A 23,668-nucleotide genomic window follows, 5' to 3' on the forward strand; every position below is an offset into this window, starting at 1 on the left:
CGGTACGGCGGTACCGTGTGCAATCGTGACCCTAGCCTCAGTGTCCCCGCTGGCAGCCCTGCCCAGTCCGAGCACCGCCGTCTGGCAGCTCGGGCCGATCCCGATCAGGGCCTACGCGCTCTGCATCGTGCTGGGCATCGTCGTCGCCGCGGTGGTGACCGAATACCGGCTCCGCCAGCGTGGCGTCGCGCCCTGGGCGATCCTGGACGTCGCGGTCTGGGCGGTGCCGTTCGGCATCGTCGGCGCCCGGATCTACCACGTGATCACCTCGCCGCAGGCGTACTTCGGCTCCGACGGTGACCCGATCCGGGCCCTGTACATCTGGGAGGGCGGCCTCGGCATCTGGGGTGCGGTCGCCGGAGGCGCCGTCGGCGCCTGGCTCGCCGCCCGCCAGCTCGGCATCCCGCTGACCGTGGTCGCCGACGCGCTCGCCCCCGGCCTGCCACTGGCCCAGGCGGTCGGCCGGCTCGGCAACTGGTTCAACAACGAGCTCTTCGGGGGCCGGACCACGCTGCCCTGGGGCCTGGAGATCCACCGGATGGACTCCGGCAACCCGGGGCACGCCCTGCTCGACGAGAACGGCAACCCGATCCTCGAACCGGGCCTCTACCACCCGACCTTCGCCTACGAGGCGCTGTGGAACATCGGCGTCGCCCTCTTCGTCTACCTGGTCGACCGCAAGCTCAAGCTCGGCCGGGGACGCGCCTTCGCCCTCTACGTGATGGGTTACACCGTCGGCCGGTTCTGGATCGAGATGATGCGTACCGACCAGGCCAACGAGATCCTCGGCGTACGACTCAACGTCTGGACCGCCGTGGTCGTCTTCCTCGGCGCGCTGATCTACTTCCTCCGGGTCCGTGGGCCGCAGGAGTTCCTGGTGCCGATCTACGCCGGCTCCACCACCACCGCACCGACCGACGCCGACGCCGACTCCGACGAGGTCGACGGCGAGACCGGGTCGACCAGCGACATCTCCCAGGTCGACCTCTCCCGGCGTACGGTGACGAAGGACCCCAACACCCTGCCCGAGGCGTACCGGGTGGTCACCGAGGAGCAGTACCGGACCTACCAGCGCACCGGTGAGCTGCCCGAGCAGGAACACGGCGGGACCGGTGCACCGGACCGGCTCCTGGACGACCTCGACGACCTCGGCGACGACGAGCCGGACGACCTCGACGCGAGCACCACCGACGAGGACGACGCGCACGACGACGGCGACGACGACCGGGCCGGTGGTACCGGGCAGGCGCGGGCAGGTGCCGCGCCGCCGGGATCCGCCACGGACCGCGACAACAGCTGAGCGGGAGGAACCGCAGCCATGCGTACGGCCGTGGTGGTGGGCGCCGGGATCGGCGGCCTGGCCGTCGCCGGTGCCCTGGCCCGTTCCGGCTGGCAGGTGACACTCCTCGAACGGGGCGACCGGCTCCGCGCCGAGCGCACCGCGTTGGTGCTCTGGCCCAACGGGGTACGGGCGCTGCGCGCGCTCGGCCTCGGTGACGGGCTGGACGCGATCGCCACCGCCCTGCCCGACGTCGGCGTACGCCGACCGGACGGGCACTGGCTGGTCCAGCCCCGACCGATGATCGACGAGCGGGCACCGGTGGTGGTGCACCGGGAAGACCTGCACGACGCCCTGATCGCCGGCCTCGGTGACCAGGTCGACATCCGTACCGGGGTGCAGGTCCGCACCGTACGCGCGACGCCGGCCGAGCGGCCGGCGGTCGGCGACGGGCGCACCGAGTTCGAGGCCGACCTGGTGGTGGCCGCCGACGGGGTGGACAGCGCGGTCCGGCACCGGCTCGCCCCGGAGGCGACCGTGGTCAGTTCGGGCTCGGCGGCCTGGCGGGCGGTGATCCCCTGGTACCGGGCGCCGAAGCTGCCCGCCGACCGTCCGGTTAACGGCGAGACGCTCGGCGCCGGTTACCGGTTCGTCGCCATCTCGCTCGGTGAGCGGGGCTCGTCCGGCGGTTCGACCCGGGGCGGCATCTACTGGGTGGCGACCGCCGCGGGCGCGTCCCGCCCCGAGCCGCCCGAGACCCAACTCGCCCTGCTCCGCCGCTGGTACGCCCACTGGCCGGCGCCGATCGGTGACCTGCTCGCCGCGACCGAGCCGGACGACCTGGTCCAGCAGGAGGTACGCGAGCTGCGCCCGCTGCCGAAGGAGTTCGCGTACCCGGTCGGCCCCGGCGGGATCGTCCTGCTCGGCGACGCCGCGCACGCGATGCCGCACCACCTCGGCCAGGGCGCCTGCCTGGCGTTCGAGGACGCCGCGACGCTCCGCTCGGCGGTACGCGACGCGGTGCCCGGCGAGGCGTTGCGGACCGCGGTCGACGCGTACAGCCGGGCCCGGCGCCCCCGTGCGGTCACCGTCGTACGGCAGACCCGGCGGATGTCGGCGGTGTTGCAGAGCCGGGGCCGGCTGGCCCTGCGTGCCCGTGACGCCGCCCTGGGCACGATCACCCCGCGCCTGATGGGCAGCGCAGCCACCGCCGCCGCGGCCTGGCGTCCGCCCGCGTAGCCACCGTGGGGGCATCGACGGAACGGTTGCCCCGGCATCCCGGCCTCCGGGACGGGGCAACCTTCGGGCCCGTCCGGTATGGCACCCTCGGACCGGCGCCCGCCCCGGAGCACGGTGGCTGGCGCGGTGGCTGGTGTCGCGCCGTCCGAGCGGTGTGCGGATTCGCCCGGTTCGTTGTCCGATCGGGCCGGACGGGGGGATTACCTCCGGGGCGGCCGACGGCGCAGACTACCCGGGACTGAAAGCGAGGGCTTCCAGGTGCGGGGTAGTGTGCCCGTTCAGCAGACCGCCGTTGGGCCGGGACATCGGGCCCGACGCGCGGTGCGGTTGCTCGGGCCCGTCGAGCTGATCGGTCCCGACGGTCCGGTCCCGCTCACCGACGAGGTCCGCCGGTTGCTGGGCCTGCTCGCCCTCCGGGTCGGCCAGCCGGTTGCCGCCGCCGACCTGCGCGGCGTACTCCCGTCCGGGGTGACCCCGGCGACCCAGTCGCTCGACGGTGCCGCCGCCGAACTCGCCGCCGCACTGGACCGGGCCGGTCTGCCCAATGCCGTCGTGGCCCACCCGATCGGCTACCTGTTGCGCCTGTCGGCCCGTCGGGTCGACGTACAGCGGTTCACCCGGCTGCTCACCCGGGCCCGGCGGCGGATGGCCGCGGAGCAGTGGGCGGTGGCGTTGCCGCTGTTCGACGCCGCGCTGCGGCTGTGGCGGGTGCCGTTGCACGGTGAGCCGCTCGGCGGCGACGCCCCGCGCCCGTCCGGCTGGGTGGCCGGCGAGGTGGGTCGCCTGGTGCAGAGCCGGATAGCCGCGATCGAGGAACGGTGGGAGTGTGCCCTGCGGCTCGCCCTCGCCGCCCAGGCGGCGGCCGGACAGCCCGCGGTGGACCGGGCCTCGGTGATCGACGGGCTGGCCGCCGCCCGTACCGCCGTCGCCGCGGTCGGTGAACTGGAGGCGGCCCTGGCCCGGCACCCGCTGCGGGTACGGCTGTGGGAACTGCTGCTGGTCGCGGCGGCCGTCGGCAGCGGCCGGCGGTCCGCGGCCCGGGTCGAGGAGCGGGCCCGGGAGACGTTCCGGGAGCAGTTGGGTGTCGAGCCGGGCGAACGGTTGCGTGCCCTGGCCGCCGCCGCCCAACGTGGTGACCTGGCCCAGCGGTGGCCCTCGACGCACGGGTCCGACCCCGTGTCCCGGTTGGTCGACCGGGCCAAGTCCCAGGCACCGCTGCCGGTGCCGATGACACCGTTGCTCGGCCGGGACGCGCTGCTCGCCGTGGTCAACCAGCGGCTCGCGACGCAGCGCCTGGTCACGTTGACCGGTCCCGGCGGTGCCGGCAAGACCCGGCTCGCGGTGGCGGCGGCCAGCCGGTTCGGCGCCGCCTGGTTCGTCGACCTCACCGCCGTGGAGAGCCCGGTACGCGTACCGGAGGCGGTCGCCGCCGCCCTCGGCGTACGGGCCGAGCCGGGGCGGGACGTGGCCGACACCCTGGCCGAGGAGATCGGCTGGACCCCGGCCCTGCTGGTGCTGGACAACTGCGAACACCTGGTCGCCGGGGTGGCCGAACTGGTCGACCGGTTGCTGCACCGCTGCCCGGGGCTGCTGGTCCTGGCCACCAGCCGGATCCCGCTGCGGTTGCACACGGAGGCGGTGGTGGCGGTGCCCCCGCTGGCCCTGCCACCCGACGCGACCGGCAACACCATCGCCTCGCTGGCCAACCACCCGGCGACCCGGCTCTTCCTGGACCGGGCCCGGTCGCGGTCCGGCCGCCCGGTGCCGGAGGCGAGTGCCGACGCGGTCGCCCAGCTCTGTGCCGAACTCGACGGGTTGCCGCTGGCCATCGAACTCGCCGCGGCGCACACGTCGGTGCTCGGCGTCGGTGAGATCGTCGCCCGGCTCCGTACCGACCTGCGCCTGCTGGCCAGCCCGGACCCGACCGCGCCGCACCGGCACCGGACGCTCGCGGCGGCGGTGGAGACCAGCGCCGAGCGGCTCGATCCCGCCGCCCGGGCACTGTTCGAGCGGCTCGCGATCTGCCCCGGCGGCTTCGACGCGGAAACGGCGCGGGCGATCGCCGGCCCGGACGCGCCGGACGCCCTCGCGGCGCTGGTCGAATCCTCGCTGGTGGTCGCCGCGCCACTGGCCGCGCCGCCACTGCCGGCCACCCTGCCGTCGGCGGTGGCGTCCCCCACGTCACCCGTGCCGCCACCGACCGTCCACCTGCCACCACCGCCGTGGGCCCCGACCGCTCTGCCCGACCCGACCGAGCAGCCGGTCTCCGCCGCGTCGCTGTTCCCGGCGGCGCTGGCGGCGCCCGAGGCGCTGGTCGACGACCCACCGCTCCCGGTCCGGTACCGGATGCTCGCGCCGATCCGCCGGCACGCGCTGACCCGGCTCAATGCCGGGGTCGGGGAGACGGTCGCCCGTGCCGCCGTGGCCGCGCACTGCCTGGCCCTGGCCGAGTACGCCGACGCCCGCCTGCGCGGCCCCGAACAGGAGTGGTGGCTGCGCCGGCTACGGGCCGAGGAGGCCAACATGCGGGCCGCGATGGGGTGGCTGTCCGAGGCCGGCGCGGGCGCCCCGCCGTACGCCGAACTGCGCCTCGCCGCCGCGCTGGCCCGGTACTGCCGGTTGGACGGCCACTACCGCGACGGCCACCGGTGGCTGGCCGAGGCGTTGCTCCGGCACCCGGACGCACCCGCACCGATGCGCGCCGGAGCGGGTGCGGCGGCGGCGATGCTGGCCATGCTGAGTTGTGACTACCCGGCCGCCACCGGGCACGCCGAGGCGGCACTGAGCGCGTACCGGCAGGTGGGCAACCGGGCAGGGGTGGCGCGTGTCCTGCTCACGCTCGGCTCGATCGCCCGCGAGCAGGCCCGTTACGTCGACTCCACTGTGTACCTGGCGACCGCCGCCGCGACCTTCGCCGAGTACGGGGACGAGTGGGGCGAGGCGCAGACCGCGCAGCTTCGCGGCTTCACCGCCTGGCTCTCCGGTGACCTGGACCGGGCCGACTCCCGCCTGTGGGTCAGCCGCCGCTGGTACGAGCAGCTCGGCGAGCCGAGGGCCGAGGCGGAGACGCTGATGAACCTCGGCGCGGTGGCTCTCTACCGGGGCGACACCGACCGGGCGGCGTCACTGCTCGACGTGGCGTTGCGGCGCTACTCCGTACTCGGGTTTCCCGAGGGGGTGGGTTGGGCGCACAACCTGCGTGGCCTGGTGGAGCTGCGCGGTCGGCGTACCGATCGGGCAGCGGCACACCTGTTGACCAGTCTCGCGGCCCATCGCCAGGTCGGCGACCGGTGGCGTACGGCCAGCGTGCTGGAGGCGTTGGCCGAGGTGGCCCGGCTCGACGGTGCTCCGGGCCGGGGTGCCCGGCTGCTCGGCGCCGCGGCCCGGATCCGGGACGAGATCGGCGCCCCGGTCCCCGCCTGTGAACGCCCCGACACCGAGGCCACCGCCCGTGCCCTCCGCTCCCAACTCGGCGAGGCCGCCTTCCTCGCGGCCCAGGAGTACGGCCGCGACGCCCCCCTCGACACCCTCCTCGCCACCCCCACACCCACCCGCACCGACCGCTCCCAGGGCCGCCACGCCCTCCCCCGAACCGGCTGACCCTGCTGGGGTGGGTTCGGCCCGCTGTGCCTGCTGGGATGGGGTTGGGCCCGCCGTGCCTGCTGGGGTGGGGTTGGGCCCGCCGTGCCCGGCGAGCGCCGTCACGCTTGATCCGCTCGCCGGTCACGGCGGGCCCAACCCCGGGCTCTCCGGCCCCGCAGATCTGGGCGTTGATCATGAAGTTAGCGACACCGCGGAGCTGATTTTTCGTCGCTAACTTCATGATCAACGCGTTGGGGGCGGGGGCGTTGGGGAGGGGGCGGCGGGGTGGGGTGGGGCGAGGCGGGGTGGGGTGGGGTGGGGTGGGTTAGGGGGTTACGGGGGTGGGTTCGGCTATGCAGGCGGTGCCTAGGCGGCGGAAGCCGGCGTGGAGGTAGACGCGGGCTATGTCGTCGCTGCCGGCGGAGAGGAAGACGACCTCGGTTCCGGCTTCCAGGAGGTGTCGGGCCAGTGCGGCGGTGACGGCGGCGGCCAGGCCGCGGCGGCGGGCGGTGGGGAGGGTGGCGATGCCGGCGATCTCGGCCACGTTGCCGACCCGCATCGCCATGCCGGCCGAGACCGCGCCCTCGTCGGGTGTCTCCGCCAGCGCGAAAACCCTGGTCCCGGCTTCGACCTGGGCCCGTTCCTCGTCCACCCGCCGGGGTGCCAGGGAGACCAGGGCGGCGTCGCGGGCGATCGGGCCGGCGTCTCCGGGGGCGGTGCCGGGCACGCCGAACCCGATGGCGGCGACCGCTCGCTGGGTGGCGACGTCGCGGCCGAAGTCGGGCGAGGTCGGGTCGGCAAACCGCACCGGTACGTCGCCGAGGCTGTCGGCCGGCGGCAGCGCTGCCGGATCCAGCACCATCAGCGGTGCCTCCAACACGGCCAGCCCGGCCGATCGGGCCACCGGCAGTAGACTCGGGTGGTTCTCGTGCACCCACTCGAACGCCTCGGGTACGCCGAGGGCGCGTTGCCGTTCACGGACCGCGGTCACGTCGGCGGCGTTCGGGGGCTCGGATGCGCCGGGGCGGGGACGGGCGTAGAACGGCCAACCAGCACCATCTCGGACGAAGAGCACCAGGCCGCCGTACTCTTCCACGTGAGCTACATCACGCGGCACTCCGTCGTAAAAGTGTTCTAAGCGCTCAAATACCTCACGATGCACCAGGCTCACCGCGCGAGACTACACGTCCCACTCCGTGGAAGTGTGATCAATCCGTACTGGTGGTGCGACGTGGGACCTAACGTAGACTCAAGAAACCTCGCAGGGCCGACGTCGTCCCGACCCATGATTGAACGTGAGTGACGACAGGAGACCCGGTGGTTTTTCCGTACCCTCAGGGACCTCGCCTCTCCTCGCCGCCCGCCTTGCCGGCGTCGCCGGCCCCGGGTATCGCGAACCTGGCCCGGACCCCCGAAGCGCAAGGGCTGTACGACCCCGCGTACGAGCGTGACGCCTGCGGGGTGGCCTTCATCGCCGACCTCAACGGACGCCGCTCGCACGACGTGGTGGCCAAGGGGCTCGGCGCGCTGTGCCGGCTCGACCACCGGGGCGCCCGTGGCGCGGAGCAGAACACCGGCGACGGCGCCGGCATCATGCTCCAGGTACCGGACGGATTCCTCCGCGAGGTGGTCGACTTCCCGCTGCCGCCGGCCGGGCAGTACGCCACCGGCCTGGTCTTCCTGCCCCGCGAACCGGACGCCGAACAGCGTGCCCGCGCCGTGCTGGAGAAGTACGCCCTGGTCGAGGGCGCGGAGGTCCTCGGCTGGCGGGACCTGCCGGTCGACGCGACCGACCTGGGCGAGACCGCCCTGGCGGCGCGTCCGCTGATCCGGCAGGTGTTCCTCGCCGCGCGTCGGCTCACCGGTTCGCCCGCCGGTCCGGCGGGTAGCGCGCTGACCGGGCTCGAACTGGACCGGGTCGCGTTCTGCGTGCGCAAGCAGACCGAGCGGGAGACCGCCGAGCGCGGGGTGCCGGCGTACTTCCCGTCGCTGTCCGCCCGGACCATGGTCTACAAGGGCATGCTCACCCCGGACCAGTTGCCGGCGTTCTTCCCCGACCTGACCGACGAGCGGGTGACCAGCGCGATCGCCCTGGTCCACTCCCGGTTCTCCACCAACACCTTCCCGTCGTGGCCGCTGGCGCACCCGTACCGGTTCATCGCCCACAATGGAGAGATCAACACCATCCGGGGCAACAAGAACTGGATGAACGCCCGCGAGGCGCTGCTGGCCAGCCCGAAGGTGCCCGGCAACCTCAAGCGGCTGTTCCCGGTCTGCACCCCCGGCGCCTCCGACTCGGCGAACTTCGACGAGGTCCTCGAACTGCTGCACCTGGCCGGGCGGAGCCTGCCGCACGCGGTCCTGATGATGATCCCCGAGGCGTGGGAGAACGACCCGGAGATGGCGCCCGCCGAGCGGGCCTTCTACCGGTTCCACGCCAGCCTGATGGAACCGTGGGACGGGCCGGCGTCGGTCGCGTTCACCGACGGGACCATGGTCGGCGCGGTCCTCGACCGCAACGGGCTGCGCCCCGGCCGCTGGTGGCAGACCAGCGACGGACTGGTGGTCCTGGGCAGCGAGGCGGGCGTGCTCGACCTCGACCCGGCGACCGTGGTGGCCAAGGGTCGCCTCCAGCCGGGCCGGATGTTCCTGGTCGACACCGCCGCCGGCCGGATCGTCCACGACGACGAGATCAAGGCCGGACTCGCCGCCGAGCAGCCGTACGCCGAATGGCTGCACGCCGGGCTGATCGACCTGGCCGACCTGCCGGCCCGCGAGCACACCGTCTACACCCACGACTCGGTCCAGCGTCGTCAGCAGACCTTCGGTTACACCGAGGAGGAGCTGAAGATCCTGCTCGGGCCGATGGCGCGTACCGGGGCCGAACCGCTCGGGTCGATGGGCACCGACACCCCGATCTCCCCGCTGAGCACCCGCCCCCGGCTGCTCTACGACTACTTCCACCAGCTTTTCGCGCAGGTCACGAACCCGCCCCTGGACGCGATCCGCGAGGAACTGGTCACCAGCCTCCAGTCGACCATCGGCCCGGAGGGCAACCTGCTCGACCCCGGCCCGGCGAGCTGCCGGCAGATCGTGCTCCCGTACCCGGTGCTGGACAACGACGAGCTGGCCAAGCTGCTGGACGTGGACGAGGACGGTGACCTGCCCGGTTTCAAGGCGGTACGGGTCTCCGGGCTCTACCGCCTGCGCGACGGCGCGGCCGGGATCCGCGCCCGGCTGACCGAGATCTGCCGGCACGTCTCGGAGGCGATCGAGGACGGCGTACGGATCCTCGTCCTCTCCGACCGCGACTCCACCGCCGACCTGGCCCCGATCCCGTCACTGCTGCTCACCGCGGCCGTGCACCAGCACCTGGTACGCGAGCAGACCCGGACCCGGGCGGCGCTGATCGTCGAGTCCGGCGACTGCCGGGAGGTGCACCACGCCGCCGTGCTGATCGGGTACGGCGCCGCCGCGGTGAACCCGTACCTGGCGTTCGAGTCGGTCGAGGACCTGATCGCGACGGGTGCACTCGCCGGGATCGAGCCGGCCAAGGCGGTCCGCAACTACGTCAAGGCGCTCGGCAAGGGCGTCCTGAAGATCATGTCGAAGATGGGCATCTCCACCGTCTCGTCGTACTGCGGTGCGCAGGTGTTCGAGGCGGTCGGCCTCGACTCCCGGCTGGTCCAGCGGTACTTCGCCGGTACGGCCGGCAAGATCGGCGGGATCGGCCTGACCGGCATCCACGAGGAGATCGCCGCCCGGCACGCGGTCGCGTACCCGCCGAGCGCGGCTCAGGGCGCGCACCGGCGGCTCGAGGTCGGCGGCGAGTACCAGTGGCGGCGCGAGGGTGAACTGCACCTGTTCAACCCGGAGACGGTGTTCCTGCTCCAGCACGCCACCCGCTCCCGCCAGTACGAGGTGTTCCGCGACTACACCGCCAAGGTCGACGAACTGGCCGCGAAGGCGGGTTCGCTGCGCGGGCTGTTCACCCTCCGTACGGGGGTCCGGCCGGCGGTGCCACTGGACGAGGTCGAGCCGGCCAGCGAGATCGTCAAGCGGTTCGCCACCGGGGCCATGTCGTACGGGTCGATCTCGGCCGAGGCGCACGAGACCCTCGCGATCGCGATGAACAACCTCGGCGGCAAGTCGAACACGGGCGAGGGCGGCGAGGACGTCGAGCGCCTCTACGACCCGCGTCGCCGCTCCTCGGTCAAACAGATCGCCAGCGGCCGGTTCGGCGTCACCAGCGAATACCTGGTCAACGCCGACGACCTCCAGATCAAGATGGCGCAGGGGGCGAAGCCCGGCGAGGGCGGCCAGCTCCCCGGCAACAAGGTCTGGCCGTGGATCGCCCGTACCCGGCACGCCACCCCCGGCGTCGGCCTGATCTCCCCGCCGCCGCACCACGACATCTACTCCATCGAGGACCTGGCCCAACTCGTCCACGACCTGAAGAACGTCAACCCGGCCGCCCGGGTGCACGTCAAGCTGGTCAGCGAGATCGGCGTCGGTACGGTCGCCGCCGGGGTGGCGAAGCTCAAGGCCGACGTCATCCTGATCTCCGGCCACGACGGCGGCACCGGCGCCTCCCCGCTGAACTCGCTCAAGCACGCCGGCACCCCGTGGGAGCTGGGACTGGCCGAGGCGCAGCAGACCCTGCTGCTCAACCGGCTCCGCGACCGGGTCACCGTGCAGGTCGACGGCCAGCTCAAGACCGGTCGGGACGTACTCGTCGCGGCGCTGCTCGGGGCCGAGGAGTTCGGCTTCGCCACCGCCCCGCTGATCGTCGCCGGGTGCGTCATGATGCGCGTCTGCCACCTCGACACCTGCCCGGTCGGCATCGCCACCCAGAACCCGGTGCTGCGCGAGCGCTACACCGGCAAGCCGGAGTTCGTGGAGAACTTCTTCCTCTTCCTCGCCGAGGAGGTCCGCGGTTACCTGGCCGAGCTGGGCTTCCGGACCCTGGAGGAGGCGATCGGGCAGACCGAACTGCTCGACCTCGCCCCGGCGCTGAACCACTGGAAGGCGCGCGGGCTCGACCTGCGGCCCGTACTCCATGTGCCGGACCTGCCCGAGGGCGCCGCCCGGCGCGGCATCCGGGCCCAGGACCACGGCCTGGCCGCCGCCCTGGACAACGAACTGCTCGCCCTGGCCGCCCCGGCGCTGGCCGACGGCACCCAGGTCCGGGCGTCGATCCGGGTCCGCAACGAGCACCGCAGCGTCGGTGCGATGCTCGGCGGCGAGGTGACCCGCCGGTTCGGCGGCGCCGGCCTGCCCGCCGACACCATCGAGTTCGCCCTCACCGGCACCGCCGGCCAGTCCTTCGGCGCGTTCCTGCCGGCCGGGGTCACCCTGCGGCTGCACGGCGACGCCAACGACTACGTCGGCAAGGGACTCTCCGGCGGCCGGCTGGTCGTCCGCCCGGACGCCGCCGCGCCGTTCGCCGCCCGCGCCGCGGACCGGACCGACGGTACGCCCGGCGCCGAGGACCAGATCATCGCCGGCAACACCATCCTGTACGGGGCCACCGCCGGTGAACTCTTCCTCCGGGGCCGGGTCGGTGAGCGGTTCGCGGTCCGCAACTCCGGCGCGGTGACGGTGGTCGAGGGGGTCGGCGACCACGGGTGCGAGTACATGACCGGTGGCACCGTCGTGGTGCTCGGCCCGACCGGGCGGAACTTCGCGGCCGGCATGTCCGGTGGCGCCGCCTTCGTCTGGCAGCTCGACCCGCGCCGGGTCAACCCCGAACTGGTCGACCTGGCCCCGCTCACCGTCGACGAGCGGGTCACCCTGCACGACCTGGTCCAGCGGCACTTCGCCGAGACCGACTCGGCGGTCGCCGAGCGGCTGCTCAAGCGCTGGCCGGAGGCGGTCGAGGAGTTCACCGCCGTGGTACCCCGCGACTACAAGCGGGTAATGCAGATCATGCGGGCCGCCGAAGCCGCCGGCCACAACGTCGACGAGGCGGTCATGACCGCGCTGGCCGCCCCCGTGGCGCCGCCGGCCGCGCCCGTGCCGTCGCCCGCCGCGCCCGCGCAGGTCACGCCGCGCGCGTCCCAGGAGGTGGCTCGTGCCTGACCCGAACGGTTTCCTGCGCTACGACCGGCGGTTGCCGGCCCGCCGTCCGGTGCCGGTGCGGATCAGCGACTGGCGGGAGGTCTACCCGGCCGCCGCCGACGATCTCGTACGCGAACAGGCCACCCGCTGCATGGACTGCGGCATCCCGTTCTGCCACGACGGCTGCCCGCTGGGCAACCGGATCCCGGACTGGAACGACCTGGTACGTACCGGCAACTGGTCGCACGCGATCGAGTCGCTGCACGCCACGAACAACTTCCCGGAGTTCACCGGGCGGCTCTGTCCGGCACCGTGCGAGGCGGCCTGCGTACTCGGGATCTCCGGGGGGCAGCCGGTCACCATCAAGCAGGTCGAGGTCGAGATCATCAACCGGGCGGTGGACCTGGACCTGGTCCGTCCGCAGGTGGTGGCGAAGCCGTCCGGCAAGCGCATTGCCGTCGTGGGTTCCGGGCCGGCGGGACTCGCTGCCGCGCAGCAGTTGGCCAGGGCTGGGCACGCTGTCACCGTCTACGAGCGCGACGACAGGATCGGCGGCCTGCTCCGGTACGGCATCCCCGACTTCAAGCTGGAGAAGGAGCACATCGACCGGCGGCTGGAACAGCTCACCGCCGAGGGCGTCGCCTTCGTCACCGGCGTCAACGTCGGTGTCGACATTACCGCCGAGCAGCTCCGCGCCGAGTACGACGCCGTCCTGCTCGCCTGCGGTGCGCTCCAGGGCCGGGACACCCAGGCCACTCCCGGGCGGGCCCTGCGCGGCGTGCGCCAGGCGATGGAGCACCTGGTCGCGGCGAACCGGGTGGTGAACGGACTGGACGAGAGCACCCCGATCGACGCCGCCGGCAAACACGTTGTGATCATCGGTGGTGGTGACACCGGCGCGGACTGCCTCGGTGTGGCCCACCGGCAGGGCGCTGTCGGCGTACACCAGCTCGACCTGTACCCGGTGCCACCGGGCAGCCGGGACGAGAACCGCGACCCGTGGCCGACCTGGCCGTGGATCCTGCGCGACTACCCGGCGCACGAGGAGGGCGGCGAGCGGGTCTTCGCCGTCGCGGTCCAGGAGTTCGTCGACGACGGCACCGGCCAGGTACGCGCGGTCCGGGTCGCCGAGGTCAGCGTGACCAAACAGGACGGGCAGCGGATCATGACCGTCAAGCCCGGCTCGGAACGGGAACTTCCGGCCGACCTGGTGCTGCTGGCGATCGGCTTCGACGGAACCGAGGAGCAGCCGCTGCTCGACCAGCTCGGGGTGGCCCGCAACCGGCGCGGCGCGATCGACGCCACCGCCGACTGGCAGACCTCCACCGACGGGGTCTTCGTCGCCGGTGACATGCACCGGGGCGCGTCGCTGATCGTCTGGGCGATCGCCGAGGGCCGCGCGGCCGCCGCCGCGATCCACACCTACCTCGACGGTCCCGGCACCCTGCCGGCCCCGGTCACCGCCTCCGCCCAACCCCTGACCGCCGCCCGCTGACACCCCACCGCGGCTCCCCACGCGGGTCAAGATCCGCAGACTTCCACTGAGAAGGGTGGCTATCCCACGCCGGATAGCCACCCTTTTCGGTGAGGGTTGTTCCGGGAAGCGGGGCGGGCCGGGATTACCGTCCGCAGTGTAGTGGGAATGTAGAGGACGCCTCGAAAATCTCCGCAAGGCGTTTGTGCGGATGGAGAGAGGGCTCGCCTCGATCTGGGTCGGAGCGCAGCTGCCCGTTCGTCTGCCTGTCGGTGTCCCTAGTCGGAGGAGTTGTTTGTGTCGAGGAACTGGTTCGGCTCACGAATGCCATTTCTGACGAGCATGGTCCTGGCGGCCCTGTTCCTCGGTCCCGTCAATGCCGCCATCGCCGCACCCACCGGCCCGGGTGCCGGTGGCCAGGACTTCCGGGCCGACGCCCGGTCGGCGGGCCTCACCGCTGCTGAAGCCGATGAGCTGCAGAAACGTGTCGACGCCCGGCTGGATCAGCTCGGCGGCAAGCAGGTCGCCGCAAACAAGATCGAGTACGCCCCCGGCAGCCACCTGCTCCTCAATCTGCCCGGGGAGAAGTACGCCCGCGAACTCAACCAGCCGATCGGCACACTGGCGAGCTGTGCCGAACTCTACTTCTGCGCCTGGAGCGGAGGCGGATGGAGTGGGGAAAAGCGTTCCGAATGGAGATGTTCGGTCTGGATCCACATCCCGACGTGGGCCGGATACGGATCCTGGATGAACACTCAAACTCCGGGTACCCGGGCGTATTTCCTCGGAGCGGACGGTAGTGAACTCGGCCGCTCGTCGGCCGCCCCCAGTCACAGCTCGAACTACGTCTGGACTCCCGTCTACCACATCGACCCCTGCTGAGGCAGGCGCCCGAACGCCTCGGTGACGCTCGACCCCCGACAGGTGCGCTGAGGCGCTAGGGCCGAGGTCGGGGTCGCCACAGCCCAGGCGGCGCGACGATCCTGCACTTGTGGTGGTACACAAACTCGGATGACTGCCCCAATCCGGGCGCCACAAGTGCAAGATCGTCGGAGGAGTGGTGACTCGGTCGCGTCCGGGTGCCCGTACGGGGGTGCTTCGGTTAGTGTTCCGGTGACTACGCACGCCGACAGGGGTGGGGGAGCAGGGTGGGCAGGCTCGCGGTCACGTACGGGCGGGCGGTCGCGGCACACCGGCAGGCGCGTGCGCATCTGGACGCCGCCCGTCGAGGGCTCGCCGGAGTCACCGCCCCGCCGCCACCGCCCGAGACCGGGGACATGGTGCAGCGGCTGCGCCGGGTCGGCGAAGCTCTCAGCGCCGTGTCGGCCGGACCGGAGTTTCCGGGCCGCCCGGTGCCGATCCGGGTCGGTGAGGCGGCCACTTCGGACGGCGGTTTCCCGGTGGTCGTACCGCTGGTCGGTGGGGCGCACCTGGCGATCGACACCGACGCCCGCGATCCACGTACGGGGGCGGCGCTGCGTTCCCTGGTGATCCGGCTCCTGATGGCCGCCCCGGCCGGCTCGGTACGGGTGGTGGCGATCGACAACGCCGCGCTCGGCGCCACGTTCCTGCCCCTGCGACCACTCGTCGACGCGGGTGTGCTGAGCCCGCCCGCGACCAGTGACGGGGAGATCCAGGCCCTGCTCACCGGCGCCGAGCAGCACGCCCGCGCCAGCCACTCCGACCCGAACGGCCGGGACCGGTTGCTGCTGGTGGTGGCGGCGTCCATGCCGGAGGGTCGGGCCGAGCTGACCCGGCTGGCCGCGTTGACACACGCCGGCCCGGCAGCCGGGGTGTGCGTGCTGGCGGCCGGTTACCCGCCCCGGTCGACGGGGCTGGAACCACCTCCGTTCGGCAACACCACCCGGGTGACCCGCGACAGCGACTACGCCTGGGTCGGTGACCCGCCGTGGTGGCCGTACAGCGGGGACGGGACCGGGTTGGTGGTGCCGGTCCTGCTCGACGGGGACCCGCCCGCCGGGACGATCGCCGCCGTCGCGGAACGGCACGGGGACGCCACCCGGCGGGACGCCAGCCTGGAGTTCGCCGACCTGCTGCCGGCCCGCAACTGGACCGAGTCGGCCGGCACCGGGCTGCGTACGGTCATCGGCCGCAACGGCCGCGACCCGGTGACCCTGGCGTTCGACGACGCGACCCCGCACTGGCTGGTCGGCGGCCGGACCGGCTCCGGCAAGACCGTCTTCCTGCTCGACGTCCTCTATGGACTCGCCGCCCGCTACTCGCCCGACGAACTGGCCCTCTTCCTGCTCGACTTCAAGGAGGGGGTCAGTTTCACCGAGTTCGTCCCGACCGGGCACGACGGTTCCTGGATCCCGCACGCCCGCGCCGTCGGCATCGAGTCCGACCGGGAGTACGGCGTGGCGGTCCTGCGGGAGCTGCGGCGGGAGCTGAACCGGCGGGCGAACGCGCTCAAGCGCCACGGTGTCACCAAGCTCGCCGACCTGCCCCGCGACGGCAAACCCGTGCCACGGGTGGTGGCCGTCATCGACGAGTTCCACGTGCTGTTCGCCGGCAACGACGCGCTCGCCCGCGAGGCGGTCGCACTGCTCGAGGAACTGGCCCGCAAGGGCCGCTCGTACGGCATCCACCTGGTGCTGGCCAGCCAGAGCATGTCCGGGATCGAGGCGCTCTACGGCAAGGTCGACTCGATTTTCGGCCAGTTCCCGCTCCGGGTGGCGTTGCCGGGCGGCTCCGGCGTACTCGATGCCCTGAACGAGGCCGCCGGGGCGCTGCCGCTCGGTTCCGCGATCATCAACCCCGCCGCCGGCCTCTCCTCGGCGAACACGGTGGTCCGCTTCCCGGACGCGCACGGCAGCGCCGCGCGGGTCGCGGCCCTGCGGCACGAACTGTGGCAGGGGCGGGCGCAGGGCTCGTTCCCACCCGCGGTCTTCAAGGGGTACGACTCCGCACACGTCGAGGACGACCCGACGTACCGTGGCCTGATGCCCGGTGGACGCCGGCCGATGGCCCTGGTCGGCCGGGTGGTCGACGTGAACCTGACGTCGGCGATGTTCATGCTCGACGCCACCCCCGGCCGGCACCTGGCGGTGGTCGGCACCACCCCGGTCGGCGCCGACGTGCTGCAGGCGGCCACCCTCAGCCTGGCCCGCCAGGCCCAGCCGGGTACCGCCCGATTCCTGCTCGCGCCGCTGGTCGCCGCCGCCGACGAGGTGGCCGACGCGACCGCCGACGCACTGGTCGCGGCCGGTCACCCGGTGACCCGGTTGGACGCGATGGCGTTGCGGGAGGAGATCCGCAAACTCGCCGAGCCGGTCGCCCAGCCGAGCGACCGGACCTATCTGGTGGCCTTCGGCATGGACGGGGCCAGCGGGGTGCTGTCCGCCAAGGACCAGAACTACCGGTCCGGCCTGGACGACCTCCAGCAGGTCCTGCGCCACGGCCCGGCGTACGGGGTGCACCTGCTCGGCTGGTGGCGGGGGCTGCGCCGGCTCGCCGACGACATCGGCGGGGCGCACAACAAGGACGACATCGCCTGCCTGGTGGCGCTGAACGTGCCCGGTGGGGAACTGGGCATGTACCTCGGGATGCACGATTTGGCGTACACGCCCCGGGCGAACCGGGCGCTGCTGGTGGATCGGCACGACCAGCGCAGCCGGCTGATCGTGCCGTTCGTTCGACCCGGGTACGAGCTGGACGAGGGGCAGTGACGATGCAGGGCTTCGACGAGTACGCCACCCTGGCCCGGCACCTGCACCAGCTCCAGCGCACCGGTGAGCGTACGACCGCGCAGGCGGCGGCCCGCCGTGATGCCACCGGTGACACGATCGACCAGCTCGGGCAGCGGCTCACCATGCAGGAGCAACGGCTGGTCGAACTCGCCAAACTGATCGGGGAGCCGGTCCCGCAGCTCAGCGCCCCACTGCCGCCGCTGACCGTCGCCGGTCACCTCGGGTCGCCGGCTTCCCGTCACCAGGGGGCGGAGCAGGAGTTGGCGGGCGGTTCGGCGTACCCGGAACTGCCGGTTGGTCCCGATCGGGTGGCGCTGACCTCGACGCCCGCGTCGGCACCGGCGGTGCCCGGCCCGCGGCTGCCGTCGGCAGGCGAGGACGGTCCGCCGACGCGACACCTGTCGTCCCCGGCCGCGCCGGTGAACCCGGACGTCGAGCTGGACCTGGCGCACCGGGCGGCGGCAGCGGCCGACGAGGCCGCCGCCCAGGTCGAGGAGCTGGCCCAGCAGCCGGCGCTGCTACCGGGCTCGTCGCCGTTCAGCCGGGCGATCGTGGTCTACGTCGGCTTCATCGCCGCCGGCAACCTGGCTCAGGCCCTGCTGGCGCTCGTCGCCAAGGCCGGCGCCGTCGACGGCTTCACCCTGTACGCCTGGATGCTCGCCGGACTGCCGGCGTTGACCTTCTTCGCCGCCTACTTCGCCCTCGGCGCCTGGGGGCGGGCCCGGATCGGGGGCGGCCGACCGGCCCGGTACGCCAGGCTCGGCTTCGCCATGTGTTTTGTCATCATGTCGATCACCTCCTGTTTCTGGACCGTCCTGCTGGACGTCTGAGCCGGGTCGGGCGGTGTTGAGTTCGGCGGTGTGGAGGAGATCGGTCAGTTCGGCGGAGGACATGCCCTCGTCATCGAGCAGCCCGACGATGAGCATGGTCTGGGCGGCGATCGTCATGGGGTCCATCGACAGCGGCTCCCGTTGACCGAGCGCGGCCTGGATCAGGGCCTCGGCGGTCACCGGGTCGATCTCGACACCACTGTGGTCGTACCGCTCGCGGACACTCGCGACGAACCGGATGATCGGGGCGTGGTCCTGACCGGGGCGGAATCGCCGGTCGACGCAGAGCAGGAAAACGCAGTCGAGCAGCTCGCCGTACCGTCGCCAACCGGTCTCGTCGAGGCTGCGCAGCCGATGGCGGTGTTCGCGTACCCGGCCGAGGGCCAGGTCACGCACCGCCCTGCTGTACGGGTTCAGGCTGTCCACGAGCGGGTGAACTCCTTCCAGGCTTCGTGACGCCACCGGGCCATGAAGCCCCGCCAGCCGCCCCACGGGTGGCGTCGGACGACGAGCCGGGCGGCCACCGTCGCGCCCTCTCGGGTCTGTGTGACGGTCGGGCGGGCTCGGGTCAGCAGGCGGTCCAGTCGGACGGTGACGCTGATGGGGGCGGGTTCGGGGGTGCCGGCGAGGTTGGCGGCGTACCGGTCGAGGGCACGGGAGCCGATGGCGAGGCGGGCGGCGACCAGGTCGAGTCGGCGGCCCGCCCACGCCCAGCGCTCGGCTGCGGCGAGAGCACGCGGATCGTCCTGGTCGCGGCGGAGCCAGTCTTCGGCGGTGGACAGCTGTCGGCGTACCCGATCGACCTGGTCGGCGGCGCGGCCGGCGCCGAGGCGGGCAGCCTTGAGGCCGGCGAGCACGTAGCCGATGTTGTGGGGTTCGGCGTGGGGGAGTCGGCGGGCCTCGGCCAGGCCGGAGTAGACCGTGGTCAAGGCTTCCCAGGCGAGATCGAGGGCGCTGTCCCAGTTGGCGAGGGCGGTTCGGGGGAGTGGATGCTCGACGCCGTCGACCTGCTGGCTGGCGCGTTCGAGCGCTTCGGTCGCGGCCAGGCAGGCGGCGCGCAGGGCGTCGACCGTGCCGTCCGCGGTGCGGATCGCGGTGTTGAGCAAACCGTTCGCTCCGGGATTCTTGGCTGAGGTCGACTGGTGGCGGGCGATGGGCCAGTTCGACGGGTGGCTCCGGTTGTCCGGCGGAGGATTGCGGGTGCGCCGGGAGTAGTGCGCCAGCGTCCGTTCCGCCTGGTCCCGCTCGTCGCAGGGGCCGGGCCGCCCGCACCCCAGACACACCCCGGTGTACGCGGACACGACGTGCCGATCGATCGCCTGTTGCGCCTCGGCGGCTCGGGTCCGGGCGTACCGGCTGTAGTAGGTCTCGGAGAGGGCGTTCACCTCCCCGCCTCCGCGACCTGAGTGATCAGTCGCGCCCACTGGACGTCGGTGCACGGGTACGCCGCACCGCAGGTGCAGTTGACGGTGGCGATTCGCATCGGTGCGTGGGTCCGCAGGATGTCGTCGGCGTCTTCGAGATCTTCTTCGGAGAGGAAGTCGGGTGGTGGCGGGTTACTGGGTTGCGGGGTGGGTGGGGTGGCGCTCACCGGTTTGGTGCCTCCCGTCGCTGAGGTGCGGGCAGGTTCACGCACCCGGCCGACCAGGGGGAACCGATCGGCCGGGCTCTGTGCGGTGGGGACCAACTCCGGGTTGCTGACCAGGGAGCCGGCTGCCATCGAGCTTTGCATGGGTGCGTATGTAAAGCAAGCCATGAGCGGCGATTGGTTGCTATATAAAGTTCGCCTGTGATCAAATGGCGGTGCTGACCAGGGAGACCAGATGCCCGCCAAACCGAAGTGGGAGCGGCTCGCCGACCACCTGCGTGCGCAGATCGAGTCAGGCGAACTCGCTCCAGGAGACAAGCTGCCGTCGACCTCGCAACTCTGTCAGGAGCACAACGTCTCGGCGATCGTGGTGCGACAGGCGATCTTCAAGCTCAGAACCGAAGGCCTCATCGAAGGCGTTCAGGGCGTGGGAGTGTTCGTCACCGAGCGGTGACCGAGGCTGTGGCGACTTTGCGCCCCTCTAGGGGCAGTGGAACGCCACAGCGCCTCGTCTGCTTGTGGTGGCACGGATCGACTGAGCGCTTGACAGTGTCAAGTTGCCGTGTCAGTCTCAGGGGGCCCCTTACTTGACAGTGTCAAGCAAAGAGCTTCCCGTGCGTCGAAGGAGCGATCATGTATCACGCCATCGTCAAGCGCATCGCTACCAAGAACTTCAACCGGGTCAACGAGAAGGACTACGACGCCCTGCTCAAGGACTGTGTGCCGGACGTCTACCACCGCTTCGGTGGGGATCACGCCCTCGGCGGTGAGCGCCACGACCGGGAGGCGTTGAGGCGGTGGTTCGAGCGCCTCGGACGACTCAGCCCAACCCTGAGACTGACGGTGCGCGACGTCTGGGTGAAGGGCACTCCCCACAACACGACGATCATCATCCGCTGGACGGCGACCCAGAACATGCCGGACGGTTCGCCGTACAACAACCATGGCGTACACATCGTGCAGATGAAATGGGGCAAGATCGTGTCGATCGACGCCAACGAGGACTCTCAGCTCGTCGCTGCGGCCCTGCGGGTCTTCGCCGCCCAAGGTGTGACCGAAGCTTCGGCCGAGCCCATCGTGAGCTGAGCGGAACACCGATGTCCATCAAGCCCGATGCGGATGGTCGCACCGCTCTGCTCAGCGCCGCCCGGGCGGAACTCGATGAACACGGCCATGCCGGGATCAGCCTCCGCGCGGTTGCCCGCCGTGCCGGCGTCTCCCACGCCGCCCCCAAATACTTCTTTCAGGATCGCGCAGGGCTCCTGACCGCGATCGCGACCGAGGGCTTCACCGCGTTGGCGGCCGCGTTGCGCACGGTCTCGGCGTCGCGGCCAGCCAACCCGCTCTCGGCCCTGGGCCGGGCGTACATCGACTTCGGCCTGGGCAACCGCGCCCTGTTCGACCTGATGTTCCGCCCCACCGAGCTGCACACCGACGACCCGGCCCTGCGTACGGCACAGGAAGAGGCGATCGGCGAACTCGGCTCGGCCGTTTTCGGCCGGGCATCGGGGTCGGGCAAGGGCGAGGTTCCGCAACTGTCGCTGGTGAGCTGGGCCCTGGCGCACGGCCTGGTCGTGCTCGCCCGCGACGGCGCGCTGCAATCCGCGACCAACGCCCCTACCCCCGAAGAGGCCGCGGAGACCGCCCGAAGCCTGGCTGGCCTGTTCGCCGCCCATCTGGGTGCTGACCCGGATACTCGAAAGACTCCAAGCTGAGGTCGGTGGCGGCGTTGACTTCGCCATTCGTCAGATGCTCGCCCGGTAGGCGCGTAGGTCCTCGCTGGCGCTGCGCAGCAGGACAGCGCTGTCGTACACCTTGTCCCGAGCACCCGACATCGCGTCATGGGTACGCCGCACCACATCCGCGCGTCCGCCGTAGATCAGGACCATCATCGAGTCCTGGCTGTTGCGCATGCTCGCGGCAACCGCGTTGAGCTTGGCTGCCGTCTGCTCGATCTGCTCCATGACCTGCTCGATCCCGGAGATCACCTGCCCGGCGATCCCGCCTCCTGATCCGCTACCCGACAAAACGCGGCTGCGGCCGGTTGGTGTCGTGCCGGAGGCTCCACGACGGGCATGTAATCCGCCAGCCCTCAAGCTGTTGCCGCTGTCGGTCACGCGAGCGTTGTTGGCCTCCTGGTCGCTTGTGCTGTCGTTGACCTGGTTCGGAGTACGGGCTTCTCGTCGCTCGCGCATTCGATCGACACTTGCGGCGATCACGCCTTTGCCGAAGGACCCGAGCGCGTTGCCAATGATGGCGCCGGTGATCACCGACGCCGTCGCAGGCATCCCCCACCTGCTGCTCAGGAGGCCCATCAGCGCACCCAGTGCCGTCGCCCCCTGCTGAACCGCGCTCCCGGTCCCCTCCTTGAGGGTTTCGTAGCCGATCCGCCGGATGAAGGGCCGCTCGACTTTTCCGTTCCGGCGTATCTGCCGGCTACTTCTCATGACTCGACCAGCGGGTCCAAGAACGCGCAGCTCGTTGCGATCATCAGCGGCAGGTGCACCGCAAAGTCCTGGGCAACGCCTCCTGGAACGAGCCCCAGGATCTCTTCGCCCAGGGCCTCTTCCTCGGACTCGTCGGCAAGATCCACGCAGGCAGCCCAGAGGTTGGGGTGCAGAAACGAAAACGACCACAAGCCGTACGCGTCGTTCGGCAGAGCCAAGACTGGCTGGTTGGCGAAGCCGATGCGGTGGAGGTGGGGCTCCTCGGCGGTGGAGCCGAGGCCCTGGCCCAGGGGGAGGAGCTTGTGGCGGCGGAAGACGGGTTCGAGGTTGCCTTCCGGGTCGAACTCGACCAGTAGGCCGCGCCCGATCAGGTTGTCGACGATCTCGGCGGCGCGTGGCTCGGGCTTGGGTGCGGTCTGGACGAGCTGGATCAGGGACTTCCGATTCACCGCCAGCTTGGCGTGCCGCTCGGCGTCGACAAAGGCCGCCGCCCACACGGCCGCTTCAACCTCGGTCAGTTCCACCAGGTCGTCGCCGAGGTGGATCTCGTAGCACTCCGGGGTCGGGTCCGGCGGGCGTACGTACCGGTAGCGCGGTCCCATGGAGAGCCCGACGGGCACGATGACGGTTGGCATGACGTACCCCTTGGTCAGAAGCTGGCGGCGTAGCTGTTGGTGGCCTCGACCGCGCCCTGCGCGAGCGTTGTCGCCTCGTGCAGTTTTTGCTTGGCCTGCTCCATTCTGGCCAGTGCCTCACCGACGCGCGAGTGGCTGGTGCCCTGGGTGAGGCTGCGCAGCAGCGCGGTGGTCTGTTCCAACTGGTCGGCGATGCCCCTGATGGTGGCCGCCTGCTGGCTGGTTTCACTGCTGAATCGGGCCACGCCCGCCTTGATCTCTTCGATCGACGCCATGTTGTTGATCCTCCCCGGTCTAGGTCGTTCTTCCCCGAGCTGACCGTACCCGACCGAGCACAGTAGGTCAGTCCTGCTGGCGATGCCCGCCTCAGGAAAGAGGCACCGCGAGTTCATCGCCGCCACGGGCATCCCGAGCTACCTCTGGAGCGGATTCCCACCACACCAGATTGGCGGCTGCGTGGGCGACCGGTTCGATGATTTCCCATATCTCTGCGATGAGCCCGTCGGCGATACGCATGACGTCGACGACCACGATCTCCGGGCCCGAGTCGGGTAGCCGGCGTCGTGAGTGCACCACGACGTGGTCACCGTCGGCCAGCAGGTGAAGGATTTCGACCTGCATACCGGCGGTGGGGCCCAGTGCGGCGCGGACGGCGGTGAGCCACTGCGCCCTGGTCGAGGCTGTCGAATCCGGCCGGTGGTGGACGAAGTCGTCGCTGAGGAACGAGGCGAGCGTATCGACGTTGCCGGTCTCGATCAGCCCTGCCAGCGCACGTTGGACGATGGTCTTGTTCTCGGTGGTCATGGGGCCGAGTGTTGCGTCGG

At 71.7% G+C, this 23,668-nt stretch carries 19 protein-coding genes; 12 read left to right on the plus strand and 7 right to left on the minus strand.

Features of this window, described 5'->3' with window-relative positions:
* Window positions 1–25: 25 nt before the first annotated feature.
* The 3 genes from lgt to OIE47_RS24270 all read left to right on the plus strand — a co-directional run bounded on the left by lgt (window position 26) and on the right by OIE47_RS24270 (window position 6,118).
* A complete protein-coding gene (gene lgt, locus OIE47_RS24260) occupies window positions 26–1,300 on the plus strand; it encodes a prolipoprotein diacylglyceryl transferase (protein WP_326556818.1) in 1,275 nt (424 codons plus the stop codon).
* A gap of 18 nt (window positions 1,301–1,318) precedes the next feature.
* Entirely contained in the window at window positions 1,319–2,518 is a 1,200-nt protein-coding gene (locus tag OIE47_RS24265) for an FAD-dependent oxidoreductase (RefSeq protein ID WP_326556819.1), read from the plus strand.
* A gap of 270 nt (window positions 2,519–2,788) precedes the next feature.
* Window positions 2,789–6,118, plus strand: a complete 3,330-nt coding sequence (locus OIE47_RS24270) for an ATP-binding protein (protein ID WP_326556820.1) — start codon at window positions 2,789–2,791, stop codon at window positions 6,116–6,118.
* Between the two features lie 307 nt (window positions 6,119–6,425).
* Here OIE47_RS24270 and OIE47_RS24275 read toward each other — a convergent pair whose 3' ends face one another.
* On the minus strand, window positions 6,426–7,271 hold the full coding sequence (locus tag OIE47_RS24275; protein ID WP_442791986.1) for a GNAT family N-acetyltransferase: 846 nt from the start codon (window positions 7,269–7,271) through the stop codon (window positions 6,426–6,428).
* 194 nt (window positions 7,272–7,465) lie between these two features.
* Here OIE47_RS24275 and gltB point away from each other — a divergent pair, with 194 nt between their 5' ends.
* The 6 genes from gltB (at window position 7,466) to OIE47_RS24305 (ending at window position 18,630) form a co-directional block, all read left to right on the plus strand.
* Complete coding sequence (gene gltB, locus OIE47_RS24280; protein ID WP_326563228.1) at window positions 7,466–12,181, plus strand: glutamate synthase large subunit; 4,716 nt, start codon at window positions 7,466–7,468, stop codon at window positions 12,179–12,181.
* A complete protein-coding gene (locus OIE47_RS24285; protein ID WP_326556822.1) occupies window positions 12,174–13,655 on the plus strand; it encodes a glutamate synthase subunit beta in 1,482 nt (493 codons plus the stop codon). Before gltB ends, OIE47_RS24285 begins: the two co-directional genes overlap by 8 nt.
* A gap of 276 nt (window positions 13,656–13,931) precedes the next feature.
* The gene (locus OIE47_RS24290) at window positions 13,932–14,516 is read left to right on the plus strand and encodes a hypothetical protein (RefSeq protein ID WP_326556823.1); all 585 of its coding nucleotides are present in this window, start codon (window positions 13,932–13,934) and stop codon (window positions 14,514–14,516) included.
* A 266-nt stretch (window positions 14,517–14,782) separates the two neighbouring features.
* Complete coding sequence (locus tag OIE47_RS24295; RefSeq protein WP_326556824.1) at window positions 14,783–17,323, plus strand: FtsK/SpoIIIE domain-containing protein; 2,541 nt, start codon at window positions 14,783–14,785, stop codon at window positions 17,321–17,323.
* The gene (locus tag OIE47_RS24300) at window positions 17,320–18,174 is read left to right on the plus strand and encodes a hypothetical protein (RefSeq protein WP_326556825.1); all 855 of its coding nucleotides are present in this window, start codon (window positions 17,320–17,322) and stop codon (window positions 18,172–18,174) included. The genes OIE47_RS24295 and OIE47_RS24300 overlap by 4 nt, the downstream gene beginning before the upstream one ends.
* Before the next feature lie 30 nt (window positions 18,175–18,204).
* Entirely contained in the window at window positions 18,205–18,630 is a 426-nt protein-coding gene (locus tag OIE47_RS24305) for a hypothetical protein (RefSeq protein ID WP_326556826.1), read from the plus strand.
* On the opposite strand, the gene OIE47_RS24310 is transcribed toward OIE47_RS24305, so the two are convergent.
* The gene (locus OIE47_RS24310; protein ID WP_326556827.1) at window positions 18,588–19,559 is read right to left on the minus strand and encodes a hypothetical protein; all 972 of its coding nucleotides are present in this window, start codon (window positions 19,557–19,559) and stop codon (window positions 18,588–18,590) included. The genes OIE47_RS24305 and OIE47_RS24310 overlap by 43 nt on opposite strands.
* The gene (locus tag OIE47_RS24315; RefSeq protein ID WP_326556828.1) at window positions 19,556–19,894 is read right to left on the minus strand and encodes a hypothetical protein; all 339 of its coding nucleotides are present in this window, start codon (window positions 19,892–19,894) and stop codon (window positions 19,556–19,558) included. Before OIE47_RS24315 ends, OIE47_RS24310 begins: the two co-directional genes overlap by 4 nt.
* A gap of 103 nt (window positions 19,895–19,997) precedes the next feature.
* Here OIE47_RS24315 and OIE47_RS24320 point away from each other — a divergent pair, with 103 nt between their 5' ends.
* The 3 genes from OIE47_RS24320 to OIE47_RS24330 all read left to right on the plus strand — a co-directional run bounded on the left by OIE47_RS24320 (window position 19,998) and on the right by OIE47_RS24330 (window position 21,477).
* Window positions 19,998–20,216 (plus strand): winged helix-turn-helix domain-containing protein, encoded by a 219-nt coding sequence (locus OIE47_RS24320; protein WP_326556829.1) that lies wholly within the window; start codon window positions 19,998–20,000, stop codon window positions 20,214–20,216.
* Between the two features lie 179 nt (window positions 20,217–20,395).
* On the plus strand, window positions 20,396–20,848 hold the full coding sequence (locus OIE47_RS24325) for a nuclear transport factor 2 family protein (protein ID WP_326556831.1): 453 nt from the start codon (window positions 20,396–20,398) through the stop codon (window positions 20,846–20,848).
* A gap of 11 nt (window positions 20,849–20,859) precedes the next feature.
* Window positions 20,860–21,477 (plus strand): TetR/AcrR family transcriptional regulator, encoded by a 618-nt coding sequence (locus tag OIE47_RS24330; RefSeq protein ID WP_326556832.1) that lies wholly within the window; start codon window positions 20,860–20,862, stop codon window positions 21,475–21,477.
* Between the two features lie 30 nt (window positions 21,478–21,507).
* Here OIE47_RS24330 and OIE47_RS24335 read toward each other — a convergent pair whose 3' ends face one another.
* From OIE47_RS24335 to OIE47_RS24350, 4 genes are all read right to left on the minus strand, one after another.
* Window positions 21,508–22,209: a hypothetical protein gene (locus OIE47_RS24335; RefSeq protein ID WP_326556833.1), complete on the minus strand. Its 702-nt coding sequence runs from the start codon at window positions 22,207–22,209 to the stop codon at window positions 21,508–21,510.
* Window positions 22,206–22,844: a hypothetical protein gene (locus OIE47_RS24340; protein WP_326556834.1), complete on the minus strand. Its 639-nt coding sequence runs from the start codon at window positions 22,842–22,844 to the stop codon at window positions 22,206–22,208. Before OIE47_RS24340 ends, OIE47_RS24335 begins: the two co-directional genes overlap by 4 nt.
* 14 nt (window positions 22,845–22,858) lie before the next feature.
* Window positions 22,859–23,119: a hypothetical protein gene (locus OIE47_RS24345; RefSeq protein ID WP_326556835.1), complete on the minus strand. Its 261-nt coding sequence runs from the start codon at window positions 23,117–23,119 to the stop codon at window positions 22,859–22,861.
* Window positions 23,120–23,210: 91 nt separating this feature from the next.
* Window positions 23,211–23,648 carry a nuclear transport factor 2 family protein gene (locus OIE47_RS24350; RefSeq protein WP_326556836.1) on the minus strand — a complete coding sequence of 146 codons (438 nt, stop codon included), beginning with the start codon at window positions 23,646–23,648 and terminating at the stop codon, window positions 23,211–23,213.
* Between the last annotated feature and the right edge of the window lie 20 nt (window positions 23,649–23,668).

The organism is Micromonospora sp. NBC_01796, from assembly GCF_035917455.1.
Taxonomy (GTDB): domain Bacteria; phylum Actinomycetota; class Actinomycetes; order Mycobacteriales; family Micromonosporaceae; genus Micromonospora_G.